This is a genomic window from Aeromonas genomosp. paramedia (assembly GCF_023093515.1).
Taxonomy (GTDB): domain Bacteria; phylum Pseudomonadota; class Gammaproteobacteria; order Enterobacterales; family Aeromonadaceae; genus Aeromonas.
The window spans coordinates 104,098-130,341 of record NZ_JAAROG010000012.1 but is presented as its reverse complement, the minus strand read 5'-3'; the positions used below and the strand labels follow the sequence as shown (position 1 = coordinate 130,341).

Sequence of the window (26,244 nt, the reverse complement as noted above, 5' to 3'; positions counted from 1 at the left end):
AACTCCTTACATCCTGAAGATGCCGTACTGTTCCGGGCCGGTCGCGGCCCCCTGGCAGGCGGCCAGCGCCAGGGCCAGCACGGTGCGACTCTGGGCGGGATCGATGACGCCGTCATCCCACAGCCTGGCGCTGGCGTAGTAGGGGTGCCCCTGGCGTTCATATTGCGCGATGACGGGGGCGCGGATGGCGTCCGCCTCCTGATCCCCCAGGGTCTTGCCGTCGGCCGCCAGCTTGTCCCGGCGTACCTGCACCAGCACTCCGGCCGCCTGCTCGCCCCCCATGACGGAGATGCGGCTGCCCGGCCAGTTGAACAGAAAGTCGGGTTCATAGGCGCGGCCGCACATGCCGTAGTTGCCGGCGCCGAAGCTGCCCCCGACGATCAGGGTGATCTTGGGCACCCGGCTGCAGGCCACGGCGGTGACCAGCTTGGCGCCATGCTTGGCGATCCCCTCCTTTTCCGCCTGGCTGCCCACCATAAAGCCGGTGATGTTCTGCAGGAACAGCAGGGGAATGGCGCGCTTGTTGCACAGCTGGATGAAGTGGGCCCCTTTCTGGGCGCTGTCGCTGTGGAGCACGCCGTTGTTGGCGAGGATCCCCACGGGCATGCCCTGGATGCGGGCAAACCCGGTGACGAGTGTGGCGCCGAACAGGGCCTTGAATTCGTCGAACACGGAGCCGTCCACCAGGCGGGCGATGAGCTCCCGGGCGTCATAGGGGCGCTTGAGGTTGGTGCCCACCAGGCCGTAGAGCTCCTCCACGGGGTAGAGGGGCTCCTCGTAGCTCGGGTGGCACCCAGGCAAGCCCGAGGCTGGCATGCGGTTTTCCCCCAGATTGCTCACCAGGGTGCGGGCGATGGCCAGGGCATGGGCGTCGTCCTCGGCCAGGTGGTCTGCCACCCCGGAGTGGGCGCAGTGCACCAGGGCGCCCCCCAGGGCCTCGGCGCTGATCTCCTCGCCGGTGGCAGCCTTGACCAGGGGCGGACCTGCCAGAAAGATGGTGGCCTGCTCCCTTACCATGATGGATTCATCCGCCATGGCGGGCACATAGGCGCCCCCTGCGGTGCACAGCCCCATCACCACGGCGAGCTGGGGGATGTTCTGGGCCGACATGCGGGCCTGGTTGTAGAAGATGCGGCCAAAGTGCTCCCGGTCGGGGAACACCTCGTCCTGCATGGGGAGGAAGGCGCCGCCGGAATCCACCAGATAGAGGCAGGGGAGGCGCAACCGCTCGGCGATGGCCTGGGCCCGCAGGTGCTTTTTCACCGTGAGCGGGTAGTAGGTGCCCCCCTTGACGGTGGCGTCGTTCACCACCAGCAGGCAGAGCCGGCCCGCAATCTGGCCGAGCCCCGTGATGATGCCGGCGGCGGGCACAGCTTCCTCATAGACCTGCCAGGCGGCCAAGGCCGAGAGCTCGAGGAAGGGGGAGCCCGGGTCCAGCAGCCGATTGATGCGCTCCCGGGGCAGCAGCTTGCCGCGCCCCTGATGGCGGGCATTGTTGGCCGCGCCGCCGCCCTGGGCTATCTCGGCGAGGCGGGCATCGAGATCGGCCACCAGGGCCTGCATGGCGGCCCGATTGGCGGCAAACTCGGCGCTGGTGGTATCCAGGCGGGAGTGGATCTGGCTCATGGTTTCTCTCCCATCTGGTTGTTGTTGCCGATGGCAGGTGACAAAGGGAGCAGCATCATGCGTTATCTCCCATCAGCTCGCGGCCGATGAGCCAGCGGCGGATCTCCGAGGTGCCTGCCCCTATCTCGTAGAGCTTGGCGTCCCGCAGCAGGCGACCCGTGGGGTATTCGTTGATATAGCCGTTGCCGCCGAGCAGCTGGATGGCATCGAGCGCCATCTGGGTGGCGTTTTCGGCGGCAAAGAGGATGGCGGCGGCGCAATCCTTGCGGCTGGTATGGCCCTTGTCGCAGGCGCTTGCCACCGAATAGACCAGGGCGCGGCTGCTGGCGAGGCGGGTATACATGTCGGCGAGCTTGCCCTGAACCAGCTGGAACTCCCCGATGGCCTGGCCGAACTGCTTGCGCTCGCGCACATAGGGCAGCACCACGTCCATGCAGGCCTGCATGATGCCAAGGGGGCCGGCGGCCAGCACCACCCGCTCGTAGTCGAGGCCGCTCATCAGCACCCGGGCCCCGCCGTGCAAGGGGCCGAGCAGGTTCTCTGCCGGCACGGCGCAGTGGTCGAACACCAGCTCGCAGGTGCTGGAGCCGCGCATGCCGAGCTTGTCGAGCTTCTGGGCCGTGGTGAATCCCGGGGTGCCCGCCTCGACGATGAAGGCGGAGATCCCCTTGGCCCCGGCTGCGGGATCCGTCTTGGCATAGATGACGAAGGTGTCCGCATCCGGGCCGTTGGTGATCCACATCTTGTTGCCGTTCAGCACGAAGTGATCCCCCTCGCGCACTGCGGTGAGCCGCATGCTGACCACGTCGGATCCGGCCCCCGGCTCGCTCATGGCGAGCGCCCCCACGTGCTTGCCACTGACCAGATCAGGCAAATAGCGGGCCTTCTGATCAGGGGTGCCGTGGCGGTGGATCTGGTTGATGCAGAGGTTGGAGTGGGCGCCGTAGGAGAGGCCGACCGAGGCGCTGGCGCGGCTCACCTGCTCCATCACCAGCACATGGGCCAGATAGCCGAGGCCCACCCCCTCATACTCTTCCGCCACCGTGATGCCGTGCAGTCCGAGCTCACCCATCTTTGGCCAGAGGTCGCGGGGGAAGGCGTTGCTCTGGTCAATCTCGGCGGCGCGCGGTGCTATCACTTGTTGGCAGAAGGCCTCGACCTGTTCGGTCAGGGCGCGGAGGGTTTCATCCATCAGGGCATGCATCCTTGCTCTCCTTGGTCTCTGGTGCTCACCCGTCTCGCGCCTCCGAAGCGGAGGGAAACTGGTCAGTCCATTTGTGATTTAAGTTTACGTTAGCGTAAACGTAAATGAGTTGTTAGTCTAAGGTAAATTCGTTGAGTGCCGACTGCAAGGGGCATCCCCCCGAGCGGGCAAACGCAAGGAGCGAGCAAGATGATCAGCGAGTGCATCCGGTCTGCCGGCCTGCCTGAGGGGCGCTGGCACTGTGCCGGCCACCGGGCAGCCAAGGAGAGTGCGGCATGAACCAACACCACACCCAGTACGGGGATCTGCCGCTCTATATTGGCGGCGAGGCGTACCCCTCCGCGAGCGAGGCCTGGATCGAAGTGACCAATCCGGCGGATCAGAGCCTGCTGGCGCGGGTGCCGAGAGCCACCCCGGCCGAGGTGGAGCTGGCAGTGCGCCGCGCTCACGACGCCTACCTGCTGTGGCGGGAGGTGCCTGCCCCCGAGCGGGCCAGGGTCATGTTCAACTACCAGCATCTGCTCAAAGCCCATCACGACGAGCTGGCGACCCTGCTGGCCCAGGAGACGGGCAAGAACCTGGCGGACGCCAGGGGAGATGTGTGGCGCGGCATCGAGGTGGTGGAGCAGGCCTGCGGCGTCGCCAGCCAGACCATGGGGGAGACCATGGGCAACGTGGCGCGCCGGGTGGATGGCCACTCCTGGGTGCAGCCGCTGGGGGTCTGCGTCGGCATCACGCCGTTCAACTTCCCCGCCATGATACCGCTCTGGATGTTCCCCCTGGCGGTGGCCTGCGGCAACGGCTTCGTGCTCAAACCCTCGGAGCAGGATCCCCTCACTCCCATGCGGCTGGCCGAGCTGTTCACCGAGGCGGGGGCGCCAGCGGGCATCCTCAGCGTGGTGCACGGGGGCGCCGAGCAGGTGGATGCGCTGCTCGCCCACCCGGACGTGAAGGCGGTGAGCTTCGTGGGCTCGGCCCGGGTCGGGGCTCACGTCTATCGCACCGCCACCGACCACCTCAAGCGTGCCCAGTGCTTCGTGGGCGCCAAGAACCACATGGTGATCATGCCGGACGCCAACAAGGGGCAGGTGCTGAGCAATCTGGTGGGGGCCGGGGTGGGGGCCGCCGGCCAGCGCTGCATGGCCATCAGCGTGGCGGTCTTCGTGGGGAGCGCGAGGGAGTGGATCCCGGAGCTCGCCGCCGAGTTTGCCAGGGTCAAGCCCGGTGTCTGGCATGATCCAGAGGCCGCCTATGGCCCCCTTATCAGCCCTGAGGCGAAAGTCAGGGTAGAGGGGCTGATTGAAGCAGGCATGGCCGAGGGTGCCCAGTGCTTGCTGGACGGGCGTTTTTGCGACGTGCCCGGCTACCCGGTGGGCAACTGGGTGGGGCCGACCCTGTTTCGTGGCGTGACCCCCGAGATGCGTATCTACAAGGAGGAGATCTTCGGCCCCGTGCTCGCCTGCCTGGAGGTGGAGAGCCTGGACGAGGCGCTCGCCCTCATCAACGACAACCCCTATGGCAACGGCACCTCCATCTTCACCGGTTGTGGCGCCGCGGCCCGCAAGTTCCGCCACGAGGTGGCGGTGGGCCAGGTGGGGATCAACGTGCCCATTCCGGTGCCGCTGCCGTTCTTCTCCTTCACCGGCTGGCGCGGCTCCTTCTACGGGGATCTGCACGCCTACGGCAAGCAGGCGGTGCGTTTCTACACCGAGACCAAGACGGTGACCGAGCGCTGGTTCGACGAGGACATACCGACCGGACCCAACATGACCATTCACCTGCGGTGAGGAGTGGCTGATGGGCGACGGCATCCCCATCGGCGCCAACCACGACCATCCACCTGCGGTGAGACGTGGCCGATGGGCCGACGGCATCCCCATCGACGCCCACCCTGGCTGTCCCTGCATCTAAGGGTGGATCTGCGACAAGCAATCGAGATAACGAGGAAGCGAACAAGATGGACTTTACCCTGACCGAATCCCAACGGGCCTGTGTCGACTCGGCCGGTGCCTTCGCCGATCTGGCGCTCAAGCCCAACGCCGCCCGCTGGGACAGGGAGCACGAGTTCCCCGTCCCCACCATCAAGCAGGCGGCGGCGCTGGGTCTGTGCGGCCTCTACACCCCGGAGCAATATGACGGCCTGGGGTTGAGCCGGCTCGACGCCAGCCTCATCTTCGAGCGCCTGGCCATGGGCTGCACCTCCACCACGGCCTACCTGACCATACACAACATGGTGAGCTGGATGCTGGGCAGCTGGCTGCCGAGTGAGGTGGCCGCAGAGTGGGTGCCAAGACTCGCCAGCGGCGAGCTGCTCGGCTCCTACTGCCTCACCGAGCCGGGGGCGGGATCGGATGCCGCCGCCCTCAAGACCCGTGCGGTGCGCGAGGGCGACGATTACCTTATCGAGGGCAGCAAGGTGTTCATCTCGGGGGCGGGCAGCACTCAGGTGCTGGTGGTGATGGCCCGCACCGGGGGGGAGGGGGCCAAGGGGATATCTGCCTTTATGGTGCCCGCCGATACGCCGGGGGTGAGCTATGGCAAGGCGGAGGAGAAGATGGGCTGGAACAGTCAGCCGACCCGGGAGGTGAATTTCAGCGCCGTGCGCATTCCCGCCCGCTACCGGCTGGGGGAGGAGGGAGAAGGGTTCAGGTTCGCCATGCAGGCGCTGGATGGGGGGCGCATCAATATCGCCAGCTGTTCGCTGGGCACTGCCCAGCAGGCGCTGGACGACGCCCTGGCCCATGTGCAGCAGCGCCAGCAATTTGGACACCCGATCAGCGAATTCCAGAGCGTGCAGTTCCGCCTCGCCGACATGGCCACCGAGCTGGCCGCCGCCCGCCTGCTGGTGCGTCAGGCCGCCGCCAAGCTCGACGGCGGCAGCCCGGACAAGAGCGCCTGGTGCGCCATGGCCAAGCGCTTTGCCACCGACGTGGGTTATCGCGTCTGCGATGAGGCCCTGCAACTCTTTGGTGGCTATGGTTATATCCGCGAGTATCCGCTTGAGCGCTATCTGCGCGACACCCGGGTGCACCGCATTCTGGAGGGCACGAACGAAGTGATGCGGCTCATCATCGCCCGCCGCCTGCTGGGGGATCCCGGCCTGTCGCTGGAGTAGGGGAGGCGGCTGCCGTCCTCCGACTGCTGCCGGGGCGGGCTGACAGGCGCCGCGCCCTCGTCAGGCTTTGTGAGCCAGCCGAATTTCGGCTCCATTCAACCCTGTCATCATGGCGGCAGGTTTAATGACAAGGACAGTGCAATGACAAGGATCAGGCTCGAATATCACGGTCACGTTGCCTACATCACGCTCGACCACCCGCCCGCCAACACCTGGACTCTGGCCAGCCTGCAGGCCTTCTTGCAGATGATGGTGGAGCTCGACAGCCGCCCCGACGTGGTGGCCCTGGTGATCCGCGGGGCGGGGGACAAGTTCTTCTGCGCCGGCGCCGATCTCAAGATGTTTGCCGACGGCAACCCGGAGCACGCCCGCGAGGTGGCAGAGGCCTTCGGTCGCGCCTTCGAGGCGCTGGCCCGCTTCCACGGGGTCAGCATAGCCGCCATCAATGGCTTTGCCATGGGTGGGGGCCTCGAGGTGGCGCTGGCCTGCGACATTCGCATCGCCGAGCAGCAGGCGCTGCTGGGGCTGCCGGAGGCCTCGGTGGGTTTGCTGCCCTGCGCCGGCGGCACCCAGCGCCTCACCGAGCTGGTGGGGCCGGGCTGGGCCAAGCGGATGATCCTCTGTGGCGAGAAGGTGAGCGCCACCCTGGCCTACGAGATGGGGCTGGTGGAGGAGGTGGTGACCGAAGGGCACGCCTGGACGGCGGCGCAGCAGATGGCGCAGCGGGTGGAGCGTCAGAGCCCCAGCGCCCTGCGCGCCTGCAAGCAGCTCATCAACCAGGGGCGCAGCGGCCACAGGGACGCGGCCCTGCCCCTGGAGCGCAGCCTGTTCCTGGCCCTGTTTGACGATGCCAACCAGCGCGAGGGGGTGGCCGCCTTCCTCGAGAAGCGTGCCCCGCGCTGGCGCTATGACAAGAGCGCGGGAGAGTCCCATGACTGAGCCCGTGCGTCTGGCAACCCATCCCACGGCGGACGGGCACCTCATCGGCCTCCTGACCCTGGACAGCCCCGCCTCCCTCAACGCCCTGAGCCTTGAGATGATCCAGCGCCTGCAAGACGCGCTCACGGCCTGGGAGCAGGATCCTGCCATCGTTTGCGTGCTGCTGCAGGGGGCTGGCGAGAAGGCCTTCTGCGCCGGCGGCGACATTCGCTCCTTCTATTACCGCCGGCAGGAGGAGAGCGAACAGGCGCTCTTTGCCTATGCCCGCGACTTTTTTGAGCAGGAGTACCGGCTCGATCACCACATCCACGGCTACACCAAGCCGCTCGTCTGCGTGGCGGACGGCATCTGCATGGGGGGCGGTATCGGCCTCTTCGCCGGCGCCGATTTTCGGGTGGTGACCGAGAAGAGCCTGTTCGCCATGCCGGAGGTGACCATAGGCCTCTACCCGGACGTGGGGGCCAGCTGGTTCTTGAGCCGCATGCCCGGGCGGCTCGGGCTCTGGCTCGGGCTGACCGGTGCCCGTTTCAACGGCGCCGATGCCCTGGGGCTGGGGCTCGCGGATCACGCCATGACGAGCTGTGAGCGGGCCGAACTGCCGGCACGGCTCGCCGCCCTGGACTGGGCCGCTAAGGGGGATCCGCGCGAGCAGATAGATACGTTACTGGGCGGGCTGCACGCCGAGGCCCGCGAGCAGCTGCCGGCCCCCGTGGTCCTGCCTCATCAGGCGAGGATCCATGCCCTGCTGGCCGGGCGCACCCTGCAAGGGGTGCTGGACCGGCTGGACAGGAGCGAGCTGGACGAACCCGATCTGGCCCGGGCCCGCGACACCTGCCGCGCCGGCAGCCCCATCAGCCGTGCCATCCTCTGGCGCCAGTACTGGCAGGCACGCCGCCAGTCCCTGGCCGAGGTGTTTGCCGACGAGCTGGCGCTCTCGGTCAACTGCGTGCTCAAGGGGGATTTCGTGGAAGGGGTGCGGGCCCTGCTCATCGACAAGGACAAGTCCCCCCGCTGGCAGCCGCCCCGGCCCGGCACCGAGTGGCTTGAGGATTTCTATCGCTGGCCCGAGGGGACAAATCCCCTGGCCTAGCGCTGCCAAGGGGCGCGCCGGACGAGGGGCCGGATAACGAACGGAGCAAGGAGCAAAGCATGACAAGGATTGGATTTATCGGGCTCGGCAACATGGGAGGGCCCATGGCCGCGAACCTCGCCAGGGCGGGCCATGCAGTGCAGGTCTTTGATCTGGTGCCCGAGAGCCTGGAGCGGGCGATCAAGGCCGGTTGCATCGTCGCCGGGGATGCCCGCGAGGCTGTCACCGGCTGCGATCTGGCCATCAGCATGCTGCCGGCCGGCGAGCATGTGCGCGGGCTCTGGCTGTCGGAGGGAGGTGGCCAGGATCTGCTGGGGGCCTTGCCGGCGGGGGCCCTGGTGATCGACTGCTCCACCATAGACGTGGCCTCGGCCCGCGCCGTGGGGGCGGCGGCGAAGGCGCGGGGCATCCGCTTCCTCGATGCCCCCGTCTCGGGCGGGGTGGCAGGCGCCGCGGCGGGCACCCTCACCTTTATCGTCGGTGGCGAGAGCACCGATTTCGAGGCGGCCAAGCCGGTGCTCGCCTGCATGGGGCAGAACCTGTTCCACGCCGGGGCGCTCGGGGCGGGGCAGATCGCCAAGATGTGCAACAACATGCTGCTCGCCATCCACATGGCGGGCACCGCAGAGGCCCTGGCGCTCGGGGTCAAGGAGGGGCTGGATCCGGGCGTGCTCTCCACCATCATGGGCAAGAGCTCGGGCAACAACTGGAGCCTGGAGCGCTACAACCCCTGGCCCGGGGTGATGGAGAACGCTCCGGCGTCCCGCGGGTATGAGGGGGGCTTCATGACCCGGCTGATGGTGAAAGATCTGGGGCTCGCCATGGCGCTCGCCGAGCACGCCCACAGCGCCGTGCCCATGGGGGCGCTGGCCCGCAACCTCTTCAATCTGCATGCGGCGAAGGGGCAGGGGGCCAAGGATTTCTCCAGCATCCTCGAGCTCTATCGGGACAAGACAGATCCGGGTTAAGCGCTGCTATCCGCCTTCTTACCCGATAGTCTTTTACTCGACAGTCACCGGCCATCTCATCAGGAGCATTCATGGACATTCATAACAGAGTCATTGCCATTACCGGGGCCGGACGTGGGCTCGGTCGCGCCATCGCCCTGCGTCTGGCCAGCCAGGGTGCCGTGCTGGCCCTGGTCGACGTCAACCGCGCCGATCTGGAGGTAACCGAGGCGGAAGTGCGCAGCCGGGATGGTCGCTGCGCCCTGTTCGTCTGCAACGTGGCGAGCGAGCCCGAGGTGGAGGCGACCTTCGCCGCCATCGAGGAGCAATTGGGCGCCCTGCATGGCCTGGTCAACTGCGCCGGCATATTGCGGGACGGCATGCTCATCAAGGTCAAAGAGGGGGTGCTGGTGGAGAAGATGAGCCTGGCCCAGTGGCAGGCTGTCATCGACGTCAACCTCACCGGCACCTTCCTCTGCGGCCGCGAGGGGGCGGCCTTGATGGCGAAAGGGGGGCAGGGGGGCGTCATCATCAACATCTCCTCCATCGCCCGCGCCGGCAACATAGGCCAGAGCAACTATGCCGCCAGCAAGGCGGGGGTCGCCTCCCTGGTGGTGACCTGGGGGCGGGAGCTGGCCCGCCACGGCATCCGGGTGATGGGCATAGCCCCCGGGGTCTTTGCCACCGACATGACGGCGGCCATGAAGCCCGAAGCCATGGCCCGGATGCAGCAGGCCATTCCGGTCGGTGCCCTGGGGCAGGGGGAGCAACTGGCCCAGACGGTGCAGTTCATCCTCGCCAACGACTACCTGTCCGGCCGGATCATCGATCTCGACGGCGGTCTGCGGCTCTGACCCCGGCGGCGATCCGCCCATGCCCCTTGCCACTGGCACAGGGGCATTTTTATGGCCGCTTTACCCAAAAGACCTGCCTGACGCCCAGCGCGACCCGTTGCATGGGCATGCAGGACTTCTTTGAAAAACAGGGCTGACATCATGGAAAAACGTGAAAGATCAACGGGTCTTTCTGAATTTGAACCAGCTCACAGGCCGGGTGAGTGAGTGCTGTAGAATTGCGCGCGGTCAAGGCGGTGCATGATTGGCACTGCGAAGGATTGCGGTCGGAATAGTCATGCAATATAGTTGCCGCCTTTTTCACGGGGTACGGATTTATCGCCCCTCCCATGTCGCGCGCTGTATGAATACGGATGCTCAGCCGCCGCTTAATAAAACAGGTTTGAGATGGACAAGAAACTAGGGCTCGGCGCCCTCATTTCGCTGGTGATCGGCTCCATGGTCGGTGCCGGGGTCTTCAGTCTGCCACAAAACATCGCAGCGCACGCCAGCGCCGGGGCCGTCGCCCTGGGGTGGGCCATCACCGGTCTTGGCATGATCTGCCTCGCCCTGGTCTACCAGAACCTCTCCATGCGCCGCCCGGATCTCGACGGGGGCATCTTCAGTTACGCCAAGGCCGGTTTCGGTGATTTCGTCGGTTTCAACGCCGCCTGGGGCTACTGGCTCTGCCAGCTGCTGGCCAACGTCTCCTACGCCATCGTGGTATTCAGCGCCCTGAGCTACTTCTTCGACACCCCGGACAACGTCATCTTCGGCGACGGCAACACCCCGGTCGCCATTACCCTCGCGTCTCTCCTCATCTGGTCGGTGCACGCCCTGGTGCTGCGCGGCATCCAGGTGGCGGCCCTGGTGAACATAGTCACCACCATCGCCAAGATGGTGCCCCTCATCGTCTTCTGCGTCGCCGTCCTGCTCGCCTTCAACATGGATACCTTCACCCTGGACATCTGGGGGCAGGGCAACACCGAGCTGGGCTCGGTGATGGATCAGGTCAAGTCCACCATGAAGGTGACGCTCTGGGTCTTCATCGGCATCGAGGGGGCCGTGGTGGTCTCCGCCCGTGCCCGTCACCGCAAGGACGTGGGCCGTGCCACCGTACTGGCGCTGCTCGGCGCCCTGGCGCTTTACGTCATGGTGACCCTGTTCTCCCTCGGGGTGATGAACCAGCCGCAGCTGGCGGCCCTGAAGAATCCCTCCACCGCCATGATCCTGGAAGCCGTGGTCGGCCCCTGGGGCGCCTGGCTCATCAACATCGGTCTGGTGATCTCGGTGATGGGGGCCCTGCTGAGCTGGACTGTGCTGGCGGCGGAAGTACCCTACATCGCTGGCAAGACAGGGGTCTTCCCGGCCTGGTTCGCCAAGGAGAACAAGAACGGCTCCCCCCAGGTGTCGCTCTGGTGCTCCACCTGCCTGGTGCAGGCTTTCCTCATCATCATCTACTTCCAGAGCAGCACCTACCTGGCGCTGGTCAACATCGCCACCTCGGCGGCCCTGGTGCCTTACGTCTTCTCCGGCGCCTATGGCCTCAAGCTGGCGCTGCAGGGCACCACCTACGAGCACCAGCCCCATCAGCGCAAGCGTGATCTGCTGCTGGCCCTGGTGGCCACCGTCTACGGCTGCTGGCTGGTCTATGCCGCCGGGGTGGAGTACCTGCTGCTGGTGGCGCTGCTCTACAGCCCCGGCATCTTCATCTACTGGAAGGCGCGCCAGCACCATGGCCTGCGCAGCCTCAACCGGCTGGAGCGGGGAATGACGGCGGCCCTGCTCGGTTGCGCCGTGCTGGCCTTCTACAAGGTGATGGACGGTACCATTCCCCTGCATTAATCGGCACAATAACGAGATGGCGCAACACCATCTCTTTTTTTATGGGCAATGGCGGTCAAGTTGACCGCCATTTAGCTATATAAGGAATTTTTATGCTGTTTGTGGGTTATCTGGTGTTGGGGGCCTTCGCGGGCATGCTGGCGGGACTGTTCGGGATCGGCGGCGGTCTCATCATAGTGCCTGTGCTGGTGCTGAGCTTTCATGCCCAGGGGGTGGCCCCGGAGATCATTACCCATCTCGCGCTCGGTACTTCACTGCCCACCATGATCTTCACCGGCTTCAGCTCCCTGCGGGCCCACCAGGAGGCGGGGGCGGTCGACTGGGTGATGATACGGCGCCTGGGGGCCGGCATGCTCATCGGCGCCTGGCTCGGCGGCCTGACCGCCAGCCTGCTCAGCGCCAGCACCCTCAACATCATCATCGGCTGCTTCGCCTGGACCATGGCGCTGCAGATGGGGCTCAACCTCAAGCCCAAGGCGGAGCGCCACATGCCAGGGCCGGTCGGCACCGGCATCGCGGGCACCATCATCGGCTGGCTCTCTGCGCTGTTTGGCATAGGAGGGGGCTCCATGACGGTGCCTTATCTCAGCTGGAACTCGGTGCCCATGCGCAACGCCGTGGCGGCCTCCGCCGCCTGCAGCATGCCCATCGCCCTGGCGGGCAGCCTGAGCTACCTCTATGCAGGCTGGGGTCACGCCGATCTGCCCGAGTGGAGTGTCGGCTACATCTATCTGCCGGCCCTGCTTGGCATAGTGCTGACCAGCACCCAGTTTGCCCGCGTCGGCGCCAGGCTGGCCCATCGCCTCTCCCCCAAACGGCTCAAGCAGGCGTTCGCCCTGCTGATGCTGCTGGTGGGCGCCAAATTCATGCTGTTTAGCTGATCCATTCGGCAGATTGTTGAAAAATAAGGCGAACGGTTCGTCTCCTGGCAGAAAGCCATTGCATTGGCAGGCCAGTTTGCCTATTCTCCTCGCCGGTGGTCCCATTGGTCCTCTCGCATTGATAACTCGTCAACCTGGTCAGGACCGGAAGGTAGCAGCCAAGGCGGGGGACTCGAGTGCCGGGATGTGGCTGGTGGGGCCACCACCTGTTTCTGGAAATCAATAAGTTAGCCTCCAAGAGCCCTTGGTCATCCACTTTGTGTGGACGACGAGGAGCTCATCGATGAATCTCTGGCTCAGTCCCCACGGCATCTGGTATTACCGGAAAGTCACCACGCTCCCCTGTGGTCGTCGTAAAGAGATCAAAAAATCCCTGCATACCCGAGACAAGCTTTGTGCACGCCACAAGGTGACCCAGCTGCTTGCCTGTGTGCGTTCCAGACCCAAGCCCATTCAGTTACCCGCAGACGCCACAGTCGACCCACAAGAACAATCAGTCACCCAGCCGATGACTCCGGCAACCAAACCGCTTGCTCCGCTCCTGTCGGATTAATCGCCCCTGCTTTTCTAGCTGCTCAGCAGTTTCTATGAACGCAATCTTAATGGTTTGGCGCGTTTGGCAAGTAAATTGGCGCGTTCTGCATATAGGTTATGTCTTGCCCCTTGTATTGTTCTGATCTGCCTCAATTTGTGACCAAGCTCCCGTTTTGGCGACGATTTGACCATCGCACATCACGTTTTTTTCCTATTCCACAATTGGAATCATCTATATGAAAAACATACATATTTTGCGGTATGACGCATCGCCTTTGTTGGTGGTGTTGACCTTGGGTACCCTGTTGCTTGCCGGTTGCAACGACAAGTCCGTCCCAGTATCGATGGCGCCGCCCGAGGTGAGCGCGGCGCAGGTTGTGGTCAATCCGGTAACCCAGTGGGATGAATACAGTGGCCGCATTGAAGCGATTCAAAGTGTCGAATTGCGTCCCCGTGTATCTGGGTATCTCGAGAGCGTGAACTATCGAGAAGGTCAGGAGGTGAAACAAGGCGATGTGCTGTTCACTATCGACGCCCGCAATTACCGCGCCGAGCTGGCGCGTGCCAATGCACAGCTTGCTCGTGCGACCAGCGTGGCGGCGCAGAGCCGCAACGAAGCACGCCGCGCCAAGGTGCTGGTCGCCCAACACGCCATTTCTACCGAGCTGTGGGAGCAGCGCAACGCTGCCGATAAAGCGGCCCAGGCCGATATGATGGCGGCCCAGGCGGCGGTCGATACGGCAAAGCTCAATCTGGAATGGACCCAGGTACGCGCGCCGATCGTCGGTCGGGCAGGGCGTGCACTGGTGACCAAGGGCAACCTGGTCACGGCAGACGGCGCTGCGAGCGTGCTGACCACACTGGTGTCGCAAGACAAGATGTATGCCTATTTCGACATCGATGAGAATGCCTTCCTGCGTTACACCCAGCGCGCCCGCACTGACCTCGGTGGCAACAGCGCCAAGATCCCGGTTCAGGTCGGGCTCTCCAATGAGGAGGGCTTCCTCCATACCGGCGAGGTCGACTTTCTCGACAACCGGGTGGAGCGCAGCAGCGGCACCCTTCGCGTACGCGCCATTCTGGATAACAAAGATCGCTTTTTGACCCCAGGTCTGTTTGCCCGTGTGCGCCTGCAAGGTGGCCGCATTCCCGATGCCGTGCTGATCGACAACAAGGCCCTGCTGACTGATCAGGACCGTAAATATGTCTATGTGGTCGACAAAGATGGCAAGGCCCAGCGTCGTGACGTGATTCCGGGACGGGAAGCCGAGGGGCTTCGCATCATCGAGAAAGGATTGGTAGCTGGCGATCGCGTGATCATCGAAGGCTATCAGAAAGTGTTCATGCCGGGCATGCCGGTGAACGCCAGAGAGGTCCCGATGCAGGGCGCTGCAGCATTGACGGCGGCGATGAAATGACCGCCCCAATGTCCACCGCGGCGCGTGTGCTGACGCGTCCGGTCTCTCTCGAACAGTCTGTTTAAGGACCTATTCCATGGACTTTTCCCGTTTCTTTATTGATCGGCCCATTTTTGCGGCTGTGCTGTCGATCGTGATCTTCGCTGCCGGATTGATCACCATTCCTAACTTGCCGGTGAGTGAGTATCCGGAAGTGGTGCCGCCGTCGGTAGTGGTACGAACCGTCTATCCGGGCGCCAACCCCAAGGTGATCGCTGAAACCGTGGCCACGCCGCTGGAAGAGGCGATCAATGGCGTCGAAGGCATGATGTATTTCAAGTCGGTGGCTGGCTCTGACGGCGTGTTGCAGATGACCATCACCTTCCGTCCGGGCACTGATCCCGACGAGGCCGCGGTCAAGGTACAAAACCGTGTGGCGCAGGCACAGGCTCGTCTGCCGGAAGATGTGCGCCGCCAGGGCGTGACCACCCAGAAGCAGTCTCCGACGTTTCTGATGGTGGTGCATTTGACTTCGCCAGGCGGCAAGTACGACACCCTGTACTTGCGTAACTACGCGCGGCTGCATGTGAAAGATGCGCTGGCGCGGATCCCGGGGGTGGGGGATGCCCAAGTGTTTGGTGGTGGTGACTATGCCATGCGCGCCTGGCTTGACCCGGACAAGATTGCCTCTCTGGGCCTGACGGCCAGTGATGTGGTCAGCGCCATGCGCGAACAGAACGTGCAGGTGTCGGCTGGCCAACTGGGTGCCGAGCCGATGCCAAACAGCCAGTTCCTCACGCTGATCAACGCCCAGGGGCGTCTGCGCAGCGAGCAGGAATTCGGCGATATCGTGCTGAAAAATGGCGATAACGGAGAAGTGGTGCGTCTGGCCGATGTGGCCCGCGTTGAGCTCGGAGCCGGCGATTACACCCTGCGCTCCCAGCTCGATGGCAAGAATGCGGTCGGTATCGGTATCTTCCAGTCGCCGGGCGCCAATGCGCTCGAGATCCGCGATGCGGTCATCAATGCGATGAACCAGATGCAGAAGACCTTCCCGTCTGATGTGAAGTATGAAGCCGTCTACGACACCACCATCTTTGTGCGTGATTCGATCAGTGCCGTGGTGGACACCCTGCTCGAAGCAGTATTGCTGGTCGTGCTGGTGGTGATCCTGTTCCTGCAGACCTGGCGTGCCTCGATCATTCCGCTGATCGCCGTGCCGGTGTCGGTGGTGGGGACCTTTGCTGCCCTCTATGTACTGGGTTTTTCCATCAACACCCTGAGCCTGTTCGGCCTGGTGCTCGCCATCGGGATTGTGGTGGACGATGCCATCGTGGTGGTGGAGAACGTCGAGCGTAACATCGAAGAGGGGCTCTCGCCGGTGGCTGCGGCGCATCAGGCGATGCGTGAAGTCTCCGGGCCGATCATTGCGATCGCGCTGGTGTTGTGCGCCGTGTTTGTGCCGATGGCGTTTTTGTCCGGTGTCACCGGCCAGTTCTACAAGCAGTTCGCCGTCACCATCGCCATCTCGACCGTGATCTCGGCCATCAACTCCTTGACCTTGTCGCCGGCGCTGGCTGCCCGTTTGCTCAAACCGCACGATGCGCCCAAGGATGGCCCGAGCCGACTGATTGACTACCTGCTGGGATGGTTGTTCCGTCCGTTTAACAGGATCTTCAAGTCGAGCTCCGAGCGCTATGAGCGCAGCATCTCCCGTATCCTTGGTCGCCGTGGCGCCGTGTTTGTGGTTTATGCCCTGCTGCTCGGCGCTACCGGTGTGATGTTCAAGCAGGTGCCACCCGGATTTATCCCGACCCAGGACAAGCTCTATCTGATCGCCGGGGTAAAACTGCCGGAAGGTTCGTCGATTGCCCGCACCGACGAGATGCTGCGCAAGGTCGCCCAGATTGCACAAGAGACCGACGGGGTGGCGCACACCATTTCGTTCCCGGGTCTTAATGCGCTGCAGTTCACCAACACGCCCAACACCGGGGTGGCGTTCATACCGCTCAAGCCGTTTGCGGAGCGCAATGGCCGCACTGCGGCACAGATCAATGCCGAGATAAACCAGAAGATCGCTGGCCTGCAAGCGGGCTTCGCCTTCTCGATGATGCCGCCCCCGATCCTGGGGCTCGGCAGCGGTAACGGCTATCAGATGTTTATCGAGGACCGTGGCAATTTCGGTTACGGCAAACTGCAAGAAGCCGTGCAGGCCATGCAGGGCACAGTAGCCCAGACACCGGGCATGGCGTACCCAATTACGAGTTATCAGGCCAACGTGCCGCAACTCGATGCCCATGTGGATCGCGTCAAAGCCAAGGCGCAAGGGGTCGCACTGACCGAGCTGTTCGATACCTTGCAGACCTATCTGGGCTCGACCTACGTGAACGACTTCAACCAGTTTGGTCGTACCTGGCAGGTGATTGCGCAGGCGGACGGGGCGTTTCGCGATAGCGTGGAGGACATCGGCAAGCTGCAAACCCGTAATGCCCGCGGCGAGATGGTACCGATCGGTTCGATGGTGACCATCAAGGAAACCTACGGTCCGGACCCGGTGCTGCGTTTTAACGGCTATCCCGCCGCCGATCTGGCCGGTGAGGCCGATCCGCGCATGCTCTCGTCGGCGCAGGTGATGGGCAAATTGACCGATATCGCCGGACAGGTATTGCCGGTGGGGATGACCACCGAGTGGACTGACTTGAGCTATCAGCAGGCCACTCAGGGCAATGCCGCCTTTATCGTCTTCCCGGTGGCTATCTTGCTGGTGTTCCTGGTGCTGGCGGCGCTGTACGAAAGCTGGACCCTGCCGCTGGCGGTGATCCTGATTGTGCCGATGACGCTGCTCTCGGCGCTGTTCGGGGTCTGGATGACAGGTGGTGATAACAACGTCTTCGTTCAGGTGGGGCTGGTGGTGCTGATGGGGCTGGCGTGCAAGAACGCCATCCTGATCGTCGAGTTTGCCCGTGAGCTGGAGATGAACGGTCGCGGCATTGTCGAGTCCGCGTTGAAGGCATGCCGGCTGCGGTTGCGCCCGATTGTGATGACATCAATCGCCTTTATCGCCGGCACGGTTCCGTTGGTGCTCTCCACGGGCGCCGGGGCGGAAGTGCGCTCGGTGACCGGTATCACGGTCTTTGCCGGGATGCTGGGGGTGACGCTGTTTGGCCTGTTCCTGACCCCGGTGTTCTACGTGGCGCTGCGTAAGCTCTCCGGCCGGCCCTTGGTCCAGCATGGCGAGTCGACCTTCGTGGGCGATCCGCTCTGAATTCGGGCGCATTCCAACCTCTTTTTTGGACGAGTGACTTTGCTATGTATGTGAACTCGAAAGCCAATCCATCCCGTCGCGTGCTCACAGTGAGCCTCGCCGCGCTGTTGTCAGCGTGCAGTGTCGGACCGGACTTTGAACGTCCGGCCCTGCCGGCCGTGAGCAGCTATGCCCGTTTGGATGCCACAGTGCGTCAAGAGCCGGCTCCTGATGCGGGGCCGGCGTTCTGGCGCGGATTTAACGACCCGGAGCTCACCAAACTGGTTGAGCTTGCCCTGCGTCATAACCACGATGTGCAGCTGGCACTGGCCAATTATCAGCAGGCCAATGCCATGCTGGGTAGTGCAAAGTACGACTTGCTGCCTACGCTCACCGCCAGCTCGCAGGCAAGCAATGAGCGCAGCAGTGCCAGTCAGCAGCCCGGCGTCGCGGCTGCCGATCGCGATTATCACCAATATCAGGGTAGCGTCGGCTTTAGCTGGGAGCTGGATCTGTTTGGTCGCGTGCGGCGTTCCGTGGAGGCGCAGCGCGCCGACACCCGTGCCAGTGCCGATGATATGGCTGCCATGCAGGTGGCGGTGGTGGGGGAACTGGCCCAGACCTACTTCCAGCTGCGCGGCTGGCAGGAGCAGCTGGGCATTGCCCGTGACAACGCCGCCAATCAGGCGCAAACCCTGTCGCTACTGCAACTGCAGCAAGGGGCGGGCATGGCCAGCGCGTTTGATGTGGATAGAAGCCGTGCCCAGCTCGAAACGACCCGCGCCAGCATCCCGCCACTGGAGGCGCAAATTGCGCTGGCCACCCACCGGATTGGCGTGCTGACCGGTAATGTGCCGGAGTCATTGATTAGCGAGCTGGCGGCGCCGGCAGCGCTGGCGCAGTTGCCTGCCAATGTGCCCATGCAGGCGCCCGGCGAGCTGCTTCGCCGCCGTCCGGATGTGGCTGCTGCCGAGCATCGCCTGGCCGCGTCGACAGCGCGCATCGGTGTGGCCACTGCCGATCTCTTCCCCCGATTTACCCTGGGGGGCTTGATCGGTACTCAGGCATTGGATGCCGGCTCTCTGTTTGCACGGGACAGCGAGACCCGGTCGCTGATACTCGGTGTTGATGGCTCATTCTTGAATGTTGGCCGCGTTCGCGCGCGTATCGCTGCCAGCAATGCGCAGGCAGCCGCTGAGCTGGCCAGCTATCAGAAGGCTGTCCTCACCGCGCTGGAAGAGACCGAGAATGCACTGGTTCAGGTGTCACGCAGTGAGCAGCAGCGCCAGCATCTGGAGCAGGCTGCAGCAGCCAGCGTGCGTGCCGCCGAGGCGGCCAAGGTGCGCTTCGACCAGGGCGCCATCGATCTGCTGGCGTTGCTGGATGCCGAAAACGTGCGTCTGCAAAGCCAGGATGCGTTGGCACAGAGTCGGGTCGGATATACCCTGGCCGTGGTGTCGCTCTACCGAGCCATGGCCGGCGGTTGGCCTGAATATGTGGCCGATGAGGCATCCAACAAAACCTGAGCAATGGGCCCTTGGGTGAGCCGATGACATGGCACCTTCACATATCAAGAACGTGAATGACTGCATGGTGTGATGTCAGATAATTTTTTGCTAACAAGCGGCATTGGCCCACCAATGCCGCCAAGCGGTATCAGCGACCTGACAAGGTCACGTTATCTACTTTGATTGAGTACACCACACGATGATCGATCGTTTTCGTATTTCCAAACAGTGGATGCTGCGCATTGCAGAGCGGGGTCTCTCGCTAGAGATGTTGCAGCGCAAAGCCGGACTGCCTGAGCTGTTTTTCCAGCAAGAGAAAATCTATGCCTCCACGGCAGAGTTGTTTTCCCTGTGGAGCACGATCTCAGACCATTGTGGCGATGTGGCATTTGGTCTCACGTTGGGTGCAGATATGCGACTCGAGCGCAATCATCCGATGGCGATTGCGGCGGTGTGCAGCAGTTGTTTACGAGATGCACTGCAGCGTCTGGCCCGTTACAAACGGGTCGTCTGCCCGGAAGAGATCCGTGTCGAGGTAATAGGCGATGAGGTGATCATCGACTCCCATTATCTGGCAACCAGTGAGCAACCGCCCCATATCATGACTGATATGGGCTTCTCTTGGATGACGGCCATGGCACGACACAGCTCTGACGGGCATATTCGCCCGCTGCGCATCGAATTGACGCGTGGCCCCGAGCATCGCGCGTTGCTGGAGGGGCACTTTGGCTGCCCGATCACCTTCAATGCGTCGCGCAATGCACTGGTGTTTCGCTCCAGCGATCTGGATTTTCCCTTTTATACCCACAACGAAGAGCTGCTCGCCGTGATTGCCCCGCAGCTCGATGCCGAGTTGCAGGAGCATGACCAAAACACCAGAATCACCTACGCGGTGAAACAGGTGCTGAAACGCACTCTCGCAGGTCGGCGTCCGACGTTGCAATCGCTGGCCAAAGAGCTGGCGATGAGTACGCGAACTCTGCAACGGCGGTTGACCGATGAGGGCATCACTTTTCAGCAACTGGTGGAGGAGACCCGCCGCGAACTGGCGCGCTCCTATTTGCAGACTGGCGCGATAGAGCCCAACGAGACGGCATACCTGCTCGGCTACGAAGATTCCAACTCGTTTTATCGAGCGTTCAACGGCTGGGAGGGGGTATCTCCCGGTGAGTGGCTCGAGTTGCAGCGCAGAGTCGCCAGAGGTGCGGTAGTGTATGGTTCTGGAAGGGGGAGCGTTTGAGGCTTAAAGCGAACCGGCGTTTTAGTCCAGGTAATGGTGAGACACTCGTATCGCGGCTTAGCGGCCGAATGAGTCGCTTTGGCCGCGCAGCTATCCAGAGTCCATAACAAGATCATCCCGGCCTTCTCGGCCTTTTGAAATGCACCTCCCTCCTCTATGACTGACAATATTCACAGCGGCCATTGGCTTCTACGTCTTTGACGAGCTTTCTCTATATTGAAAAATTCAGCCCACGAGTCCTGACGGAAAAGTGGGCTGAGCAATATAAAAACACTTCAATTACTGATGAAAAATGACACTCTCACTAAGGGGGGCTTTATTAATCCTGTATTGATTTGCGGGGTGAGTCATGTCGGGGTAACCCAGAGAGATGCCAAACAGCAATTTCGATGACGTTTCAATACCGAGTTCTTTGCGAATGGTTTCGCCGTAAAAACCCAACATAGTCTGCGGCACACCGCCTAAGCCGTGAGCAGTCAGAGATAGCAGAAGCGTCTGAGCATACATGCCTATGTCTCCCGCTACACGAACGTTATCGCCCACTTTCGGCATAAAAAGCAGCGCAACATGTGGCGCACCAAAGAATTCCAGGTTACGACGTGAAGCATGGCGACGCTGATCATAAGCATCGCGTTTAATGCCGATAGCCTGATAATAGGCCGCGCCTTGCTCTTTGTAACGTTCACGATAGACGCCAGGGAAATCATTGATGCCAAAACTGAAGTCCGGCGTCAACTGTCCTGCGTCATCCGCCGCTAACATGGCCTTGCTCAGTGCATCTTTTTTTGAACCTGAGACAATATGCGTTTGCCATGGCTGGGTATTACAGTTTGAAGGTGAGAGCTGTGCATCCTCCAATACCGAACGGAGAATGCCTTCCGGTACAGGTTGAGGAAGAAAATGACGCACTGAATGACGTTTACGCACGACATCCCGAAAAAACATTGATTCAGACATATGTACCTCTTATAAAAGTCAGGCATAAAAACCATTTCTGTCTGACTAATTGATTTGACAACGAAAAATCCCGTGCCGGTGGACACCATATTCTCGACATGATTGCCGGGCCTCGCAGTCTGCTACTGCGGATGGATGCTATTAATCGCTTTAAAGTGCCCTGTTCGTCTAGCCTATGTCCGATATTTTACCCTTTGCAAAATGGAATAGAATAGCCAAAATTAAGAACTTAATGACCAAGTATGGAAAGAACAATGGATTTCAACGCAACCAAATTGTTCATCGCGGTAGTGAATGCAGGTAGTTTTTCCGCCGCAAGTGAAAGAACATCAGTTCCGATAGCAACATTAAGTCGTAAAATTAATGAGTTAGAACAGGAGTTGAAAGTCCAGCTCCTGGAGCGCTCGCGGCAAGGCGTTAAACCCACCTACAAAGGGCAACAATTCTTTGAACAGGCCCGTCTGGGCGTGGAGTTACTGGAGGATGCACATAAGTCCGTCACTGCTGCCCACTCACTGCAGGGGAAATTGCGCCTGTCTATCCCACCAAATTTTTCATTGTGGTGGGATTTATTGATTGAATTTCAGCAACGTTACCCTGATATCACCGTGTTCTGTCATTCCAGCGAAAGGGTCGTTGATTTGTTCGGCGACAGTATTGATGTGGCGCTCAGGTTTGGCGACCTGAATAGCGATGATGTCATAGCCAAATTACTTATGAATCTGGAAACGGTGTTTGTAGCAAGTCCTAAATTATTAGCTGATCACGGTACTCCTGAGACTCTCGAAGAAATGGCCCAGCTTCCAGTCGCTGCCTGGGAGAGTCTGAATTATGGTTTTTTTGAATGGGCTTCTGGAACCGAAAAAGTTAAATACGCCCCCTGCTTTTCCACTAATCACTTGCAGGCCATAATTCATTACGCTCTGAACGGTAAGGCGGTTGCTCAGTTACTGGATTTTTCGGCCAGGCCCTGGTTAGAAAGTGGTGAACTGATACAACTTTTGCCAGGCATAGCTACTCAGAAAATTCCGCTACACCTTGTATACTCTCGTCAAAAACACCCTTCAGCACTGGTGCGAGCATATATTGATTTTTGTACGGAATGGATTGGCAAGCTGGCCTGAAGTTATAGCTAACCCTGATTAACTATCAGGGCACCTGTCATTATAACTTGTAAGTAGGCTTGGCGTAGCATATTTGTCATATTACAAAAAGACCTCGGAAACACCTGAGCGTAGAACATGGGTAGAATGTGCTAACAAAGCTCCGGAGCATAGCTTCTCCGGAGCTTGGTGTAATCATGGAGTCGCGAGTGTTATTCCATCATCTTAGGAAAGGCAGTTGTCCGATATAATCCATCTTTCCGATCCTGACACCTTTGTGTCTAAGGATCGCGTATGCTGTCACCATGTGAAAGTAAAAGTTGGGAACTGCGTGTTGGTAGAAATAATCTATACCAAGGAAAGCTCCGGCCCAGCCCGGAGGGGCAACTATTCTTTCTTCCCAGCCTGAGAAGTCGCTTTCTTTCATCGATGTGACATATCCGATGGTCTTTTCAATGCTAGCTTTGAGGTCCTGGATCGTTTCTTCAGCGTCTTCAAAAACCGGAGCCTGTTTACCGGTTAAGACTGAGGTGGCTAGTCTCGCAGTATCACACGCCATCTGCACCTGACTCGTGAAGGGCAACATATCTGGTGAAAGACGGGAGTTCAAAAGAACTTCTGTTTCAAATTTATTCGCCTCAGCATGCTTTTGTGCTTTATCGATAAGAAGGGAAAGATTGCGGAGCATTTTTGTGAACTGCGTTATTTGTGCATACATCATGAATGTCCTTTGGTATGTGGTGATGTGATGGCGCCCCAGCTTTTTTTAGATAGTTTGGAGCCGATGGAATTAGTCGGTATGGGACTGAGCCCTATATATCCACTCTTGGTTTTTTACTAAGGATGTTGCAGCTTATCGCTGGTAGCGCATAGCTAAATATATAGTATCGCAACAACACGATTCATTTTTAAATTCCGCTCCAACTCGAATGGATAAATTTTACCCCTCTAAAGATGGAATGGAAGCACTAAAAATAAAAACCTAATTCTCAATAATGGAAATTAGCGTGGATTTTACCGCAACAAAATTTCTCATCATGGCAGTGAGTGTCGGAGGGCTGTTGATCAAATTCTTCGTGGGGCTGCTGTTCCCCAACCCTTCGCGAACACTCATTCCAATAACTGACGAGCAGGTATACCAAGCCCTTTCATCTTGTTCATTTTTTCACACCTGCCAGGGTCTAGCTCATCTGGGTATTGTTGTCGACGGTCTTGGCACGCGTGCTGATACAGCTATAGTCCAGCGATTGCAAAGGCCCCGCCATCAATTGGAACAAGGTGTTGATGAAGTCTTCCATGGTTCGCAGCGACAACTTGAGCTGACTGCAATATAAAGATGCGATAACCGTGTGTGAGCAATGGTAGGAGCGATTCACACCACAGGGGGAGGGCGTAGGGGTTGATGTCACTCTATGTCAGCTTATGGGTTATTTTTATGTCAACTTATGGGTTATAAAACTCTCGTAAGTCACTGATTTATGGTCGTGCGTTATGTCAACTTATGGTTTAGACGACAATTCAATAAGTTAGTCTCCAGGAGCCCCTTGGTCATCCACTTTATGTGGACGACAGGAGCGCTCGACATGAATCTCTGGCTCAGTCCCCACGGCATCTGGTATTACCGGAAAGTCACCACGCTCCCCTGTGGTCGTCGTAAAGAGATTAAGAAATCCCTGCAAACCCGAGACAAACTATGTGCCCGACACAAGGTCGCCCAGTTGCTTGTCTGTGTGCGATCCAAACCGACGTCTACCGTACCGCCAGTGGATGCCTCAGAACCCCCTCAACAGCAATCGGGCACCAAGCCGGTGACTCGGGCGGCTAAACCGCTTGTTCCGCTCCTGTCAGTCCTGAATGACCGCTATCAGAAGGAAAAGGCTCTCTCCTGGGTCCCCAAAGAGCGAAAGAACCAGAAGCACTATCTCGGCTCCTTTTTCGAGGCACTGGGGGATCGCCCTGTGACAGGCTAAAGCAAGGCCGACGTGGTCAAGTTCAAGGATGGGCTACTGAATGAATCGCCTTGGTCGAGCACCAGGGATGCGGCTTCCAGCTTGAACTCGGCAGTGAATGAGCGACGTAATCTTGTCATTGAACACCTCAGGTCTGGGTGGCGACTGTACCACCTAAAACGGTGTCTGGGATGATTAGACCACTACACTGCGAGCAAGCACAGCTACCAGACACAGAGACGGCGGGTTCACACCGAGTCAAATCTTGAAGATGGAGGTGGCTTTTTGCGCCTCGGCAATCAAGGCGTCAATGACGATGCGTTGCCGTGGTTTCAAATATCGGGAGCGAGGCCATACCGCATGGATTGGCATCTCCGCTCCCGCATATTCATCCAGTACTGTCACCAGCGCATGGGTGGCGAGGTGTTCGTGGATAAGCCAGGTGGGTAGCTGGGACAACCCCATCCCATCCAGCGTTGCGGCCACCATGGCATCCCCATCGCTGAATCGATAGCGACCCCTTATCACCTGCGAAAACGTGTCGCCATTCGGGCGGCGCAACAACCAGGTAGGTTGCGTGCTGCGCTGACTGCCGAGGATACAGTCGTGCTCGGTGAGCTCTGCAGGCAGGCGCGGTCTACCTTTGCGCGCCAGGTATTCCGGGCTGGCACAGACGACCAGTCTCTGGCATCCCAGTTGCCGGGCAACCAAATCAGCGTCGTCTTCCATTGACCCGATCCGCACCACCAGATCGACGCCCTCGTCGATGAGATTGATCCGTTTCTCGCTAAAGGCGACGGCCAGATCCAGATGAGGGTGCTGTTTGGCCAATTCGAGCAGGACGGGCATCACATGGCGACGGCCAAAGGCGGCCGGAAGGTGGACATTCAGGCGCCCGGAGACCTGGTGGCTGCCTGCAATCACTCCCTGCTCCAGGCTGTCTATTTCGTCCAGGATGGCAATCCAGCCGTCGAAGTAACGCTGGCCTTCCGGGGTCGGGGTCAGACTGCGGGTGGTGCGATGCAGCAATTTGGTGCCGAGCTTCTGCTCCAGCCGGGTTACGCTCTTGCCAACCGCGGAACCAGTCAATCCCAACCGGTCACCCGCCGCGGTAAAGGTGCCTGTCCGCAGTGTCTCGACAAACTCCACGACCCCCAAAAAGATCGTCTCGCTCTGTTTCATTGTGGAATTAAATGACGAAATGAGTGGAATATGAACTCTATTATGTTTTTTTTGATAGTCAATATACTGGCCGTCAATCACCTCGTCCTTGTGTCGGCGTGTTATCGGTGCCGTGGAGGCACTATCTGAGAACCAGCCGTCTTGGCTGGTTGCTTCCAACCCCTTAGCCAGAGGATCAGCATGACTGACAAACTTGATATGGAGCGCGTCAACGCCCTGTTGGATCGCGAAGAGATCCGCGCCCTGCGCCTGCACTACAGCCTGCTTCTGGATGGCAATCAGGCCGATCGCCTAGGAGAGGTCTTTACCGAGGATGCCGAGGTGCGGGTGACCGTCGGTACCATGAAAGGGTTGGCCGAGATAACGCAAAGCCTCAAAGAGGCCTATCACGTCTTTGATACCCAGCAGCGCGAGCACTTTCCTTTCATGCACGCGGTGACCAATCACGACATTACCCTGATCGATGAGAGCACGGCCAGCGGCAGTTGCTACCTGCTGGATCTGGTGACAGACCGGGACGCCATGCAGCACCCCTTCTTGCTGTTGGGACGCTACCTGGATCGGTATGTCCGCGTGCAGGGGCAATGGCGCATTGCCAGCAGTGTGCTGGATGTGGTCTGGCCTGAACCGTCTAACGGATAGGACACGGC

Annotated in this window: 21 protein-coding genes, 1 other RNA gene and 1 pseudogene; 17 read left to right on the top strand and 6 right to left on the bottom strand. The window is 60.6% G+C overall.

The genetic code is table 11. The annotated features are described in order from the left end of the window. Positions 1–6: 6 nt before the first annotated feature. Positions 7–1,626: a carboxyl transferase domain-containing protein gene (locus HB860_RS07925; protein WP_247626277.1), complete on the bottom strand. Its 1,620-nt coding sequence runs from the start codon at positions 1,624–1,626 to the stop codon at positions 7–9. A 55-nt stretch (positions 1,627–1,681) separates the two neighbouring features. Further along, positions 1,682–2,830 carry an isovaleryl-CoA dehydrogenase gene (locus tag HB860_RS07920; RefSeq protein ID WP_247626276.1) on the bottom strand — a complete coding sequence of 383 codons (1,149 nt, stop codon included), beginning with the start codon at positions 2,828–2,830 and terminating at the stop codon, positions 1,682–1,684. A gap of 275 nt (positions 2,831–3,105) precedes the next feature. Here HB860_RS07920 and HB860_RS07915 point away from each other — a divergent pair, with 275 nt between their 5' ends. The 14 genes from HB860_RS07915 to HB860_RS07850 all read left to right on the top strand — a co-directional run bounded on the left by HB860_RS07915 (position 3,106) and on the right by HB860_RS07850 (position 20,403). After that, on the top strand, positions 3,106–4,617 hold the full coding sequence (locus HB860_RS07915; protein ID WP_247626275.1) for a CoA-acylating methylmalonate-semialdehyde dehydrogenase: 1,512 nt from the start codon (positions 3,106–3,108) through the stop codon (positions 4,615–4,617). Between the two features lie 170 nt (positions 4,618–4,787). Beyond that, positions 4,788–5,945, top strand: coding sequence for an acyl-CoA dehydrogenase family protein (locus HB860_RS07910; protein WP_247626274.1), 1,158 nt, complete (start codon positions 4,788–4,790; stop codon positions 5,943–5,945). A gap of 141 nt (positions 5,946–6,086) precedes the next feature. Next, positions 6,087–6,884 carry an enoyl-CoA hydratase gene (locus HB860_RS07905; RefSeq protein WP_111912052.1) on the top strand — a complete coding sequence of 266 codons (798 nt, stop codon included), beginning with the start codon at positions 6,087–6,089 and terminating at the stop codon, positions 6,882–6,884. After that, the gene (locus HB860_RS07900) at positions 6,877–7,974 is read left to right on the top strand and encodes an enoyl-CoA hydratase/isomerase family protein (protein WP_247626273.1); all 1,098 of its coding nucleotides are present in this window, start codon (positions 6,877–6,879) and stop codon (positions 7,972–7,974) included. The genes HB860_RS07905 and HB860_RS07900 overlap by 8 nt, the downstream gene beginning before the upstream one ends. Positions 7,975–8,033: 59 nt before the next feature. Next, positions 8,034–8,942, top strand: coding sequence for a 3-hydroxyisobutyrate dehydrogenase (gene mmsB, locus HB860_RS07895; RefSeq protein WP_247626272.1), 909 nt, complete (start codon positions 8,034–8,036; stop codon positions 8,940–8,942). 71 nt (positions 8,943–9,013) lie between these two features. Then, complete coding sequence (locus HB860_RS07890; protein ID WP_247626271.1) at positions 9,014–9,775, top strand: SDR family oxidoreductase; 762 nt, start codon at positions 9,014–9,016, stop codon at positions 9,773–9,775. Positions 9,776–10,162: 387 nt separating this feature from the next. Next, positions 10,163–11,599, top strand: coding sequence for an arginine-ornithine antiporter (gene arcD, locus HB860_RS07885; protein ID WP_247626270.1), 1,437 nt, complete (start codon positions 10,163–10,165; stop codon positions 11,597–11,599). Positions 11,600–11,691: 92 nt separating this feature from the next. Beyond that, the gene (locus HB860_RS07880; RefSeq protein WP_247626269.1) at positions 11,692–12,480 is read left to right on the top strand and encodes a sulfite exporter TauE/SafE family protein; all 789 of its coding nucleotides are present in this window, start codon (positions 11,692–11,694) and stop codon (positions 12,478–12,480) included. Positions 12,481–12,582: 102 nt separating this feature from the next. Further along, positions 12,583–12,679: signal recognition particle sRNA small type (ffs, locus tag HB860_RS07875), an RNA gene on the top strand. An 84-nt stretch (positions 12,680–12,763) separates the two neighbouring features. Beyond that, positions 12,764–13,033, top strand: a complete 270-nt coding sequence (locus HB860_RS07870) for a hypothetical protein (protein WP_247626268.1) — start codon at positions 12,764–12,766, stop codon at positions 13,031–13,033. Positions 13,034–13,250: 217 nt separating this feature from the next. Further along, a complete protein-coding gene (locus HB860_RS07865) occupies positions 13,251–14,432 on the top strand; it encodes an efflux RND transporter periplasmic adaptor subunit (RefSeq protein ID WP_282101182.1) in 1,182 nt (393 codons plus the stop codon). 76 nt (positions 14,433–14,508) lie between these two features. Continuing rightward, the gene (locus HB860_RS07860) at positions 14,509–17,676 is read left to right on the top strand and encodes an efflux RND transporter permease subunit (protein WP_247626267.1); all 3,168 of its coding nucleotides are present in this window, start codon (positions 14,509–14,511) and stop codon (positions 17,674–17,676) included. Positions 17,677–17,720: 44 nt separating this feature from the next. Further along, positions 17,721–19,181 carry an efflux transporter outer membrane subunit gene (locus HB860_RS07855; protein ID WP_247626266.1) on the top strand — a complete coding sequence of 487 codons (1,461 nt, stop codon included), beginning with the start codon at positions 17,721–17,723 and terminating at the stop codon, positions 19,179–19,181. A gap of 181 nt (positions 19,182–19,362) precedes the next feature. Further along, positions 19,363–20,403, top strand: coding sequence for an AraC family transcriptional regulator (locus HB860_RS07850; RefSeq protein WP_111874814.1), 1,041 nt, complete (start codon positions 19,363–19,365; stop codon positions 20,401–20,403). Positions 20,404–20,682: 279 nt separating this feature from the next. Here the strand turns inward: HB860_RS07850 and HB860_RS07845 are convergent, their stop codons facing one another. Next, the gene (locus HB860_RS07845; protein ID WP_247626265.1) at positions 20,683–21,360 is read right to left on the bottom strand and encodes a nitroreductase; all 678 of its coding nucleotides are present in this window, start codon (positions 21,358–21,360) and stop codon (positions 20,683–20,685) included. Between the two features lie 254 nt (positions 21,361–21,614). Between HB860_RS07845 and HB860_RS07840 the strand changes: the two genes are divergently transcribed. Beyond that, positions 21,615–22,484 (top strand): LysR family transcriptional regulator, encoded by an 870-nt coding sequence (locus tag HB860_RS07840; protein ID WP_247626264.1) that lies wholly within the window; start codon positions 21,615–21,617, stop codon positions 22,482–22,484. Positions 22,485–22,683: 199 nt separating this feature from the next. Here HB860_RS07840 and HB860_RS07835 read toward each other — a convergent pair whose 3' ends face one another. After that, on the bottom strand, positions 22,684–23,184 hold the full coding sequence (locus HB860_RS07835; protein WP_247626263.1) for a DUF1993 domain-containing protein: 501 nt from the start codon (positions 23,182–23,184) through the stop codon (positions 22,684–22,686). Positions 23,185–23,665: 481 nt separating this feature from the next. After that, positions 23,666–23,779: pseudogene (locus HB860_RS07830) on the bottom strand (IS5/IS1182 family transposase); the annotation flags it as partial. Between the two features lie 267 nt (positions 23,780–24,046). Between HB860_RS07830 and HB860_RS07825 the strand changes: the two are divergent. After that, positions 24,047–24,433: a hypothetical protein gene (locus HB860_RS07825; RefSeq protein WP_247626262.1), complete on the top strand. Its 387-nt coding sequence runs from the start codon at positions 24,047–24,049 to the stop codon at positions 24,431–24,433. 237 nt (positions 24,434–24,670) lie between these two features. Here the strand turns inward: HB860_RS07825 and HB860_RS07820 are convergent, their stop codons facing one another. Further along, the gene (locus HB860_RS07820) at positions 24,671–25,753 is read right to left on the bottom strand and encodes a LysR family transcriptional regulator (protein ID WP_247626261.1); all 1,083 of its coding nucleotides are present in this window, start codon (positions 25,751–25,753) and stop codon (positions 24,671–24,673) included. A 21-nt stretch (positions 25,754–25,774) separates the two neighbouring features. On the opposite strand from HB860_RS07820, the gene HB860_RS07815 reads away from it, so the two are divergent. After that, complete coding sequence (locus HB860_RS07815) at positions 25,775–26,236, top strand: nuclear transport factor 2 family protein (RefSeq protein WP_247626260.1); 462 nt, start codon at positions 25,775–25,777, stop codon at positions 26,234–26,236. Positions 26,237–26,244 lie beyond the last annotated feature (8 nt).

What these genes read in the sequence shown, in the direction of transcription:
- HB860_RS07865 (WP_282101182.1), top strand. Translation starts at nt 13,251, where the DNA reads ATGAAAAACATACATATTTTGCGGTATGACGCATCGCCTTTGTTGGTG.
- HB860_RS07845 (WP_247626265.1), bottom strand. Translation starts at nt 21,360, where the DNA reads ATGTCTGAATCAATGTTTTTTCGGGATGTCGTGCGTAAACGTCATTCA.
- HB860_RS07870 (WP_247626268.1), top strand. Translation starts at nt 12,764, where the DNA reads ATGAATCTCTGGCTCAGTCCCCACGGCATCTGGTATTACCGGAAAGTC.
- HB860_RS07880 (WP_247626269.1), top strand. Translation starts at nt 11,692, where the DNA reads ATGCTGTTTGTGGGTTATCTGGTGTTGGGGGCCTTCGCGGGCATGCTG.
- HB860_RS07915 (WP_247626275.1), top strand. Translation starts at nt 3,106, where the DNA reads ATGAACCAACACCACACCCAGTACGGGGATCTGCCGCTCTATATTGGC.
- HB860_RS07860 (WP_247626267.1), top strand. Translation starts at nt 14,509, where the DNA reads ATGGACTTTTCCCGTTTCTTTATTGATCGGCCCATTTTTGCGGCTGTG.
- HB860_RS07905 (WP_111912052.1), top strand. Translation starts at nt 6,087, where the DNA reads ATGACAAGGATCAGGCTCGAATATCACGGTCACGTTGCCTACATCACG.
- HB860_RS07825 (WP_247626262.1), top strand. Translation starts at nt 24,047, where the DNA reads ATGAATCTCTGGCTCAGTCCCCACGGCATCTGGTATTACCGGAAAGTC.
- HB860_RS07840 (WP_247626264.1), top strand. Translation starts at nt 21,615, where the DNA reads ATGGATTTCAACGCAACCAAATTGTTCATCGCGGTAGTGAATGCAGGT.
- HB860_RS07850 (WP_111874814.1), top strand. Translation starts at nt 19,363, where the DNA reads ATGATCGATCGTTTTCGTATTTCCAAACAGTGGATGCTGCGCATTGCA.
- HB860_RS07925 (WP_247626277.1), bottom strand. Translation starts at nt 1,626, where the DNA reads ATGAGCCAGATCCACTCCCGCCTGGATACCACCAGCGCCGAGTTTGCC.
- arcD (WP_247626270.1), top strand. Translation starts at nt 10,163, where the DNA reads ATGGACAAGAAACTAGGGCTCGGCGCCCTCATTTCGCTGGTGATCGGC.
- HB860_RS07835 (WP_247626263.1), bottom strand. Translation starts at nt 23,184, where the DNA reads ATGATGTATGCACAAATAACGCAGTTCACAAAAATGCTCCGCAATCTT.
- HB860_RS07815 (WP_247626260.1), top strand. Translation starts at nt 25,775, where the DNA reads ATGACTGACAAACTTGATATGGAGCGCGTCAACGCCCTGTTGGATCGC.
- HB860_RS07900 (WP_247626273.1), top strand. Translation starts at nt 6,877, where the DNA reads ATGACTGAGCCCGTGCGTCTGGCAACCCATCCCACGGCGGACGGGCAC.
- HB860_RS07890 (WP_247626271.1), top strand. Translation starts at nt 9,014, where the DNA reads ATGGACATTCATAACAGAGTCATTGCCATTACCGGGGCCGGACGTGGG.
- HB860_RS07920 (WP_247626276.1), bottom strand. Translation starts at nt 2,830, where the DNA reads ATGCATGCCCTGATGGATGAAACCCTCCGCGCCCTGACCGAACAGGTC.
- mmsB (WP_247626272.1), top strand. Translation starts at nt 8,034, where the DNA reads ATGACAAGGATTGGATTTATCGGGCTCGGCAACATGGGAGGGCCCATG.
- HB860_RS07910 (WP_247626274.1), top strand. Translation starts at nt 4,788, where the DNA reads ATGGACTTTACCCTGACCGAATCCCAACGGGCCTGTGTCGACTCGGCC.
- HB860_RS07855 (WP_247626266.1), top strand. Translation starts at nt 17,721, where the DNA reads ATGTATGTGAACTCGAAAGCCAATCCATCCCGTCGCGTGCTCACAGTG.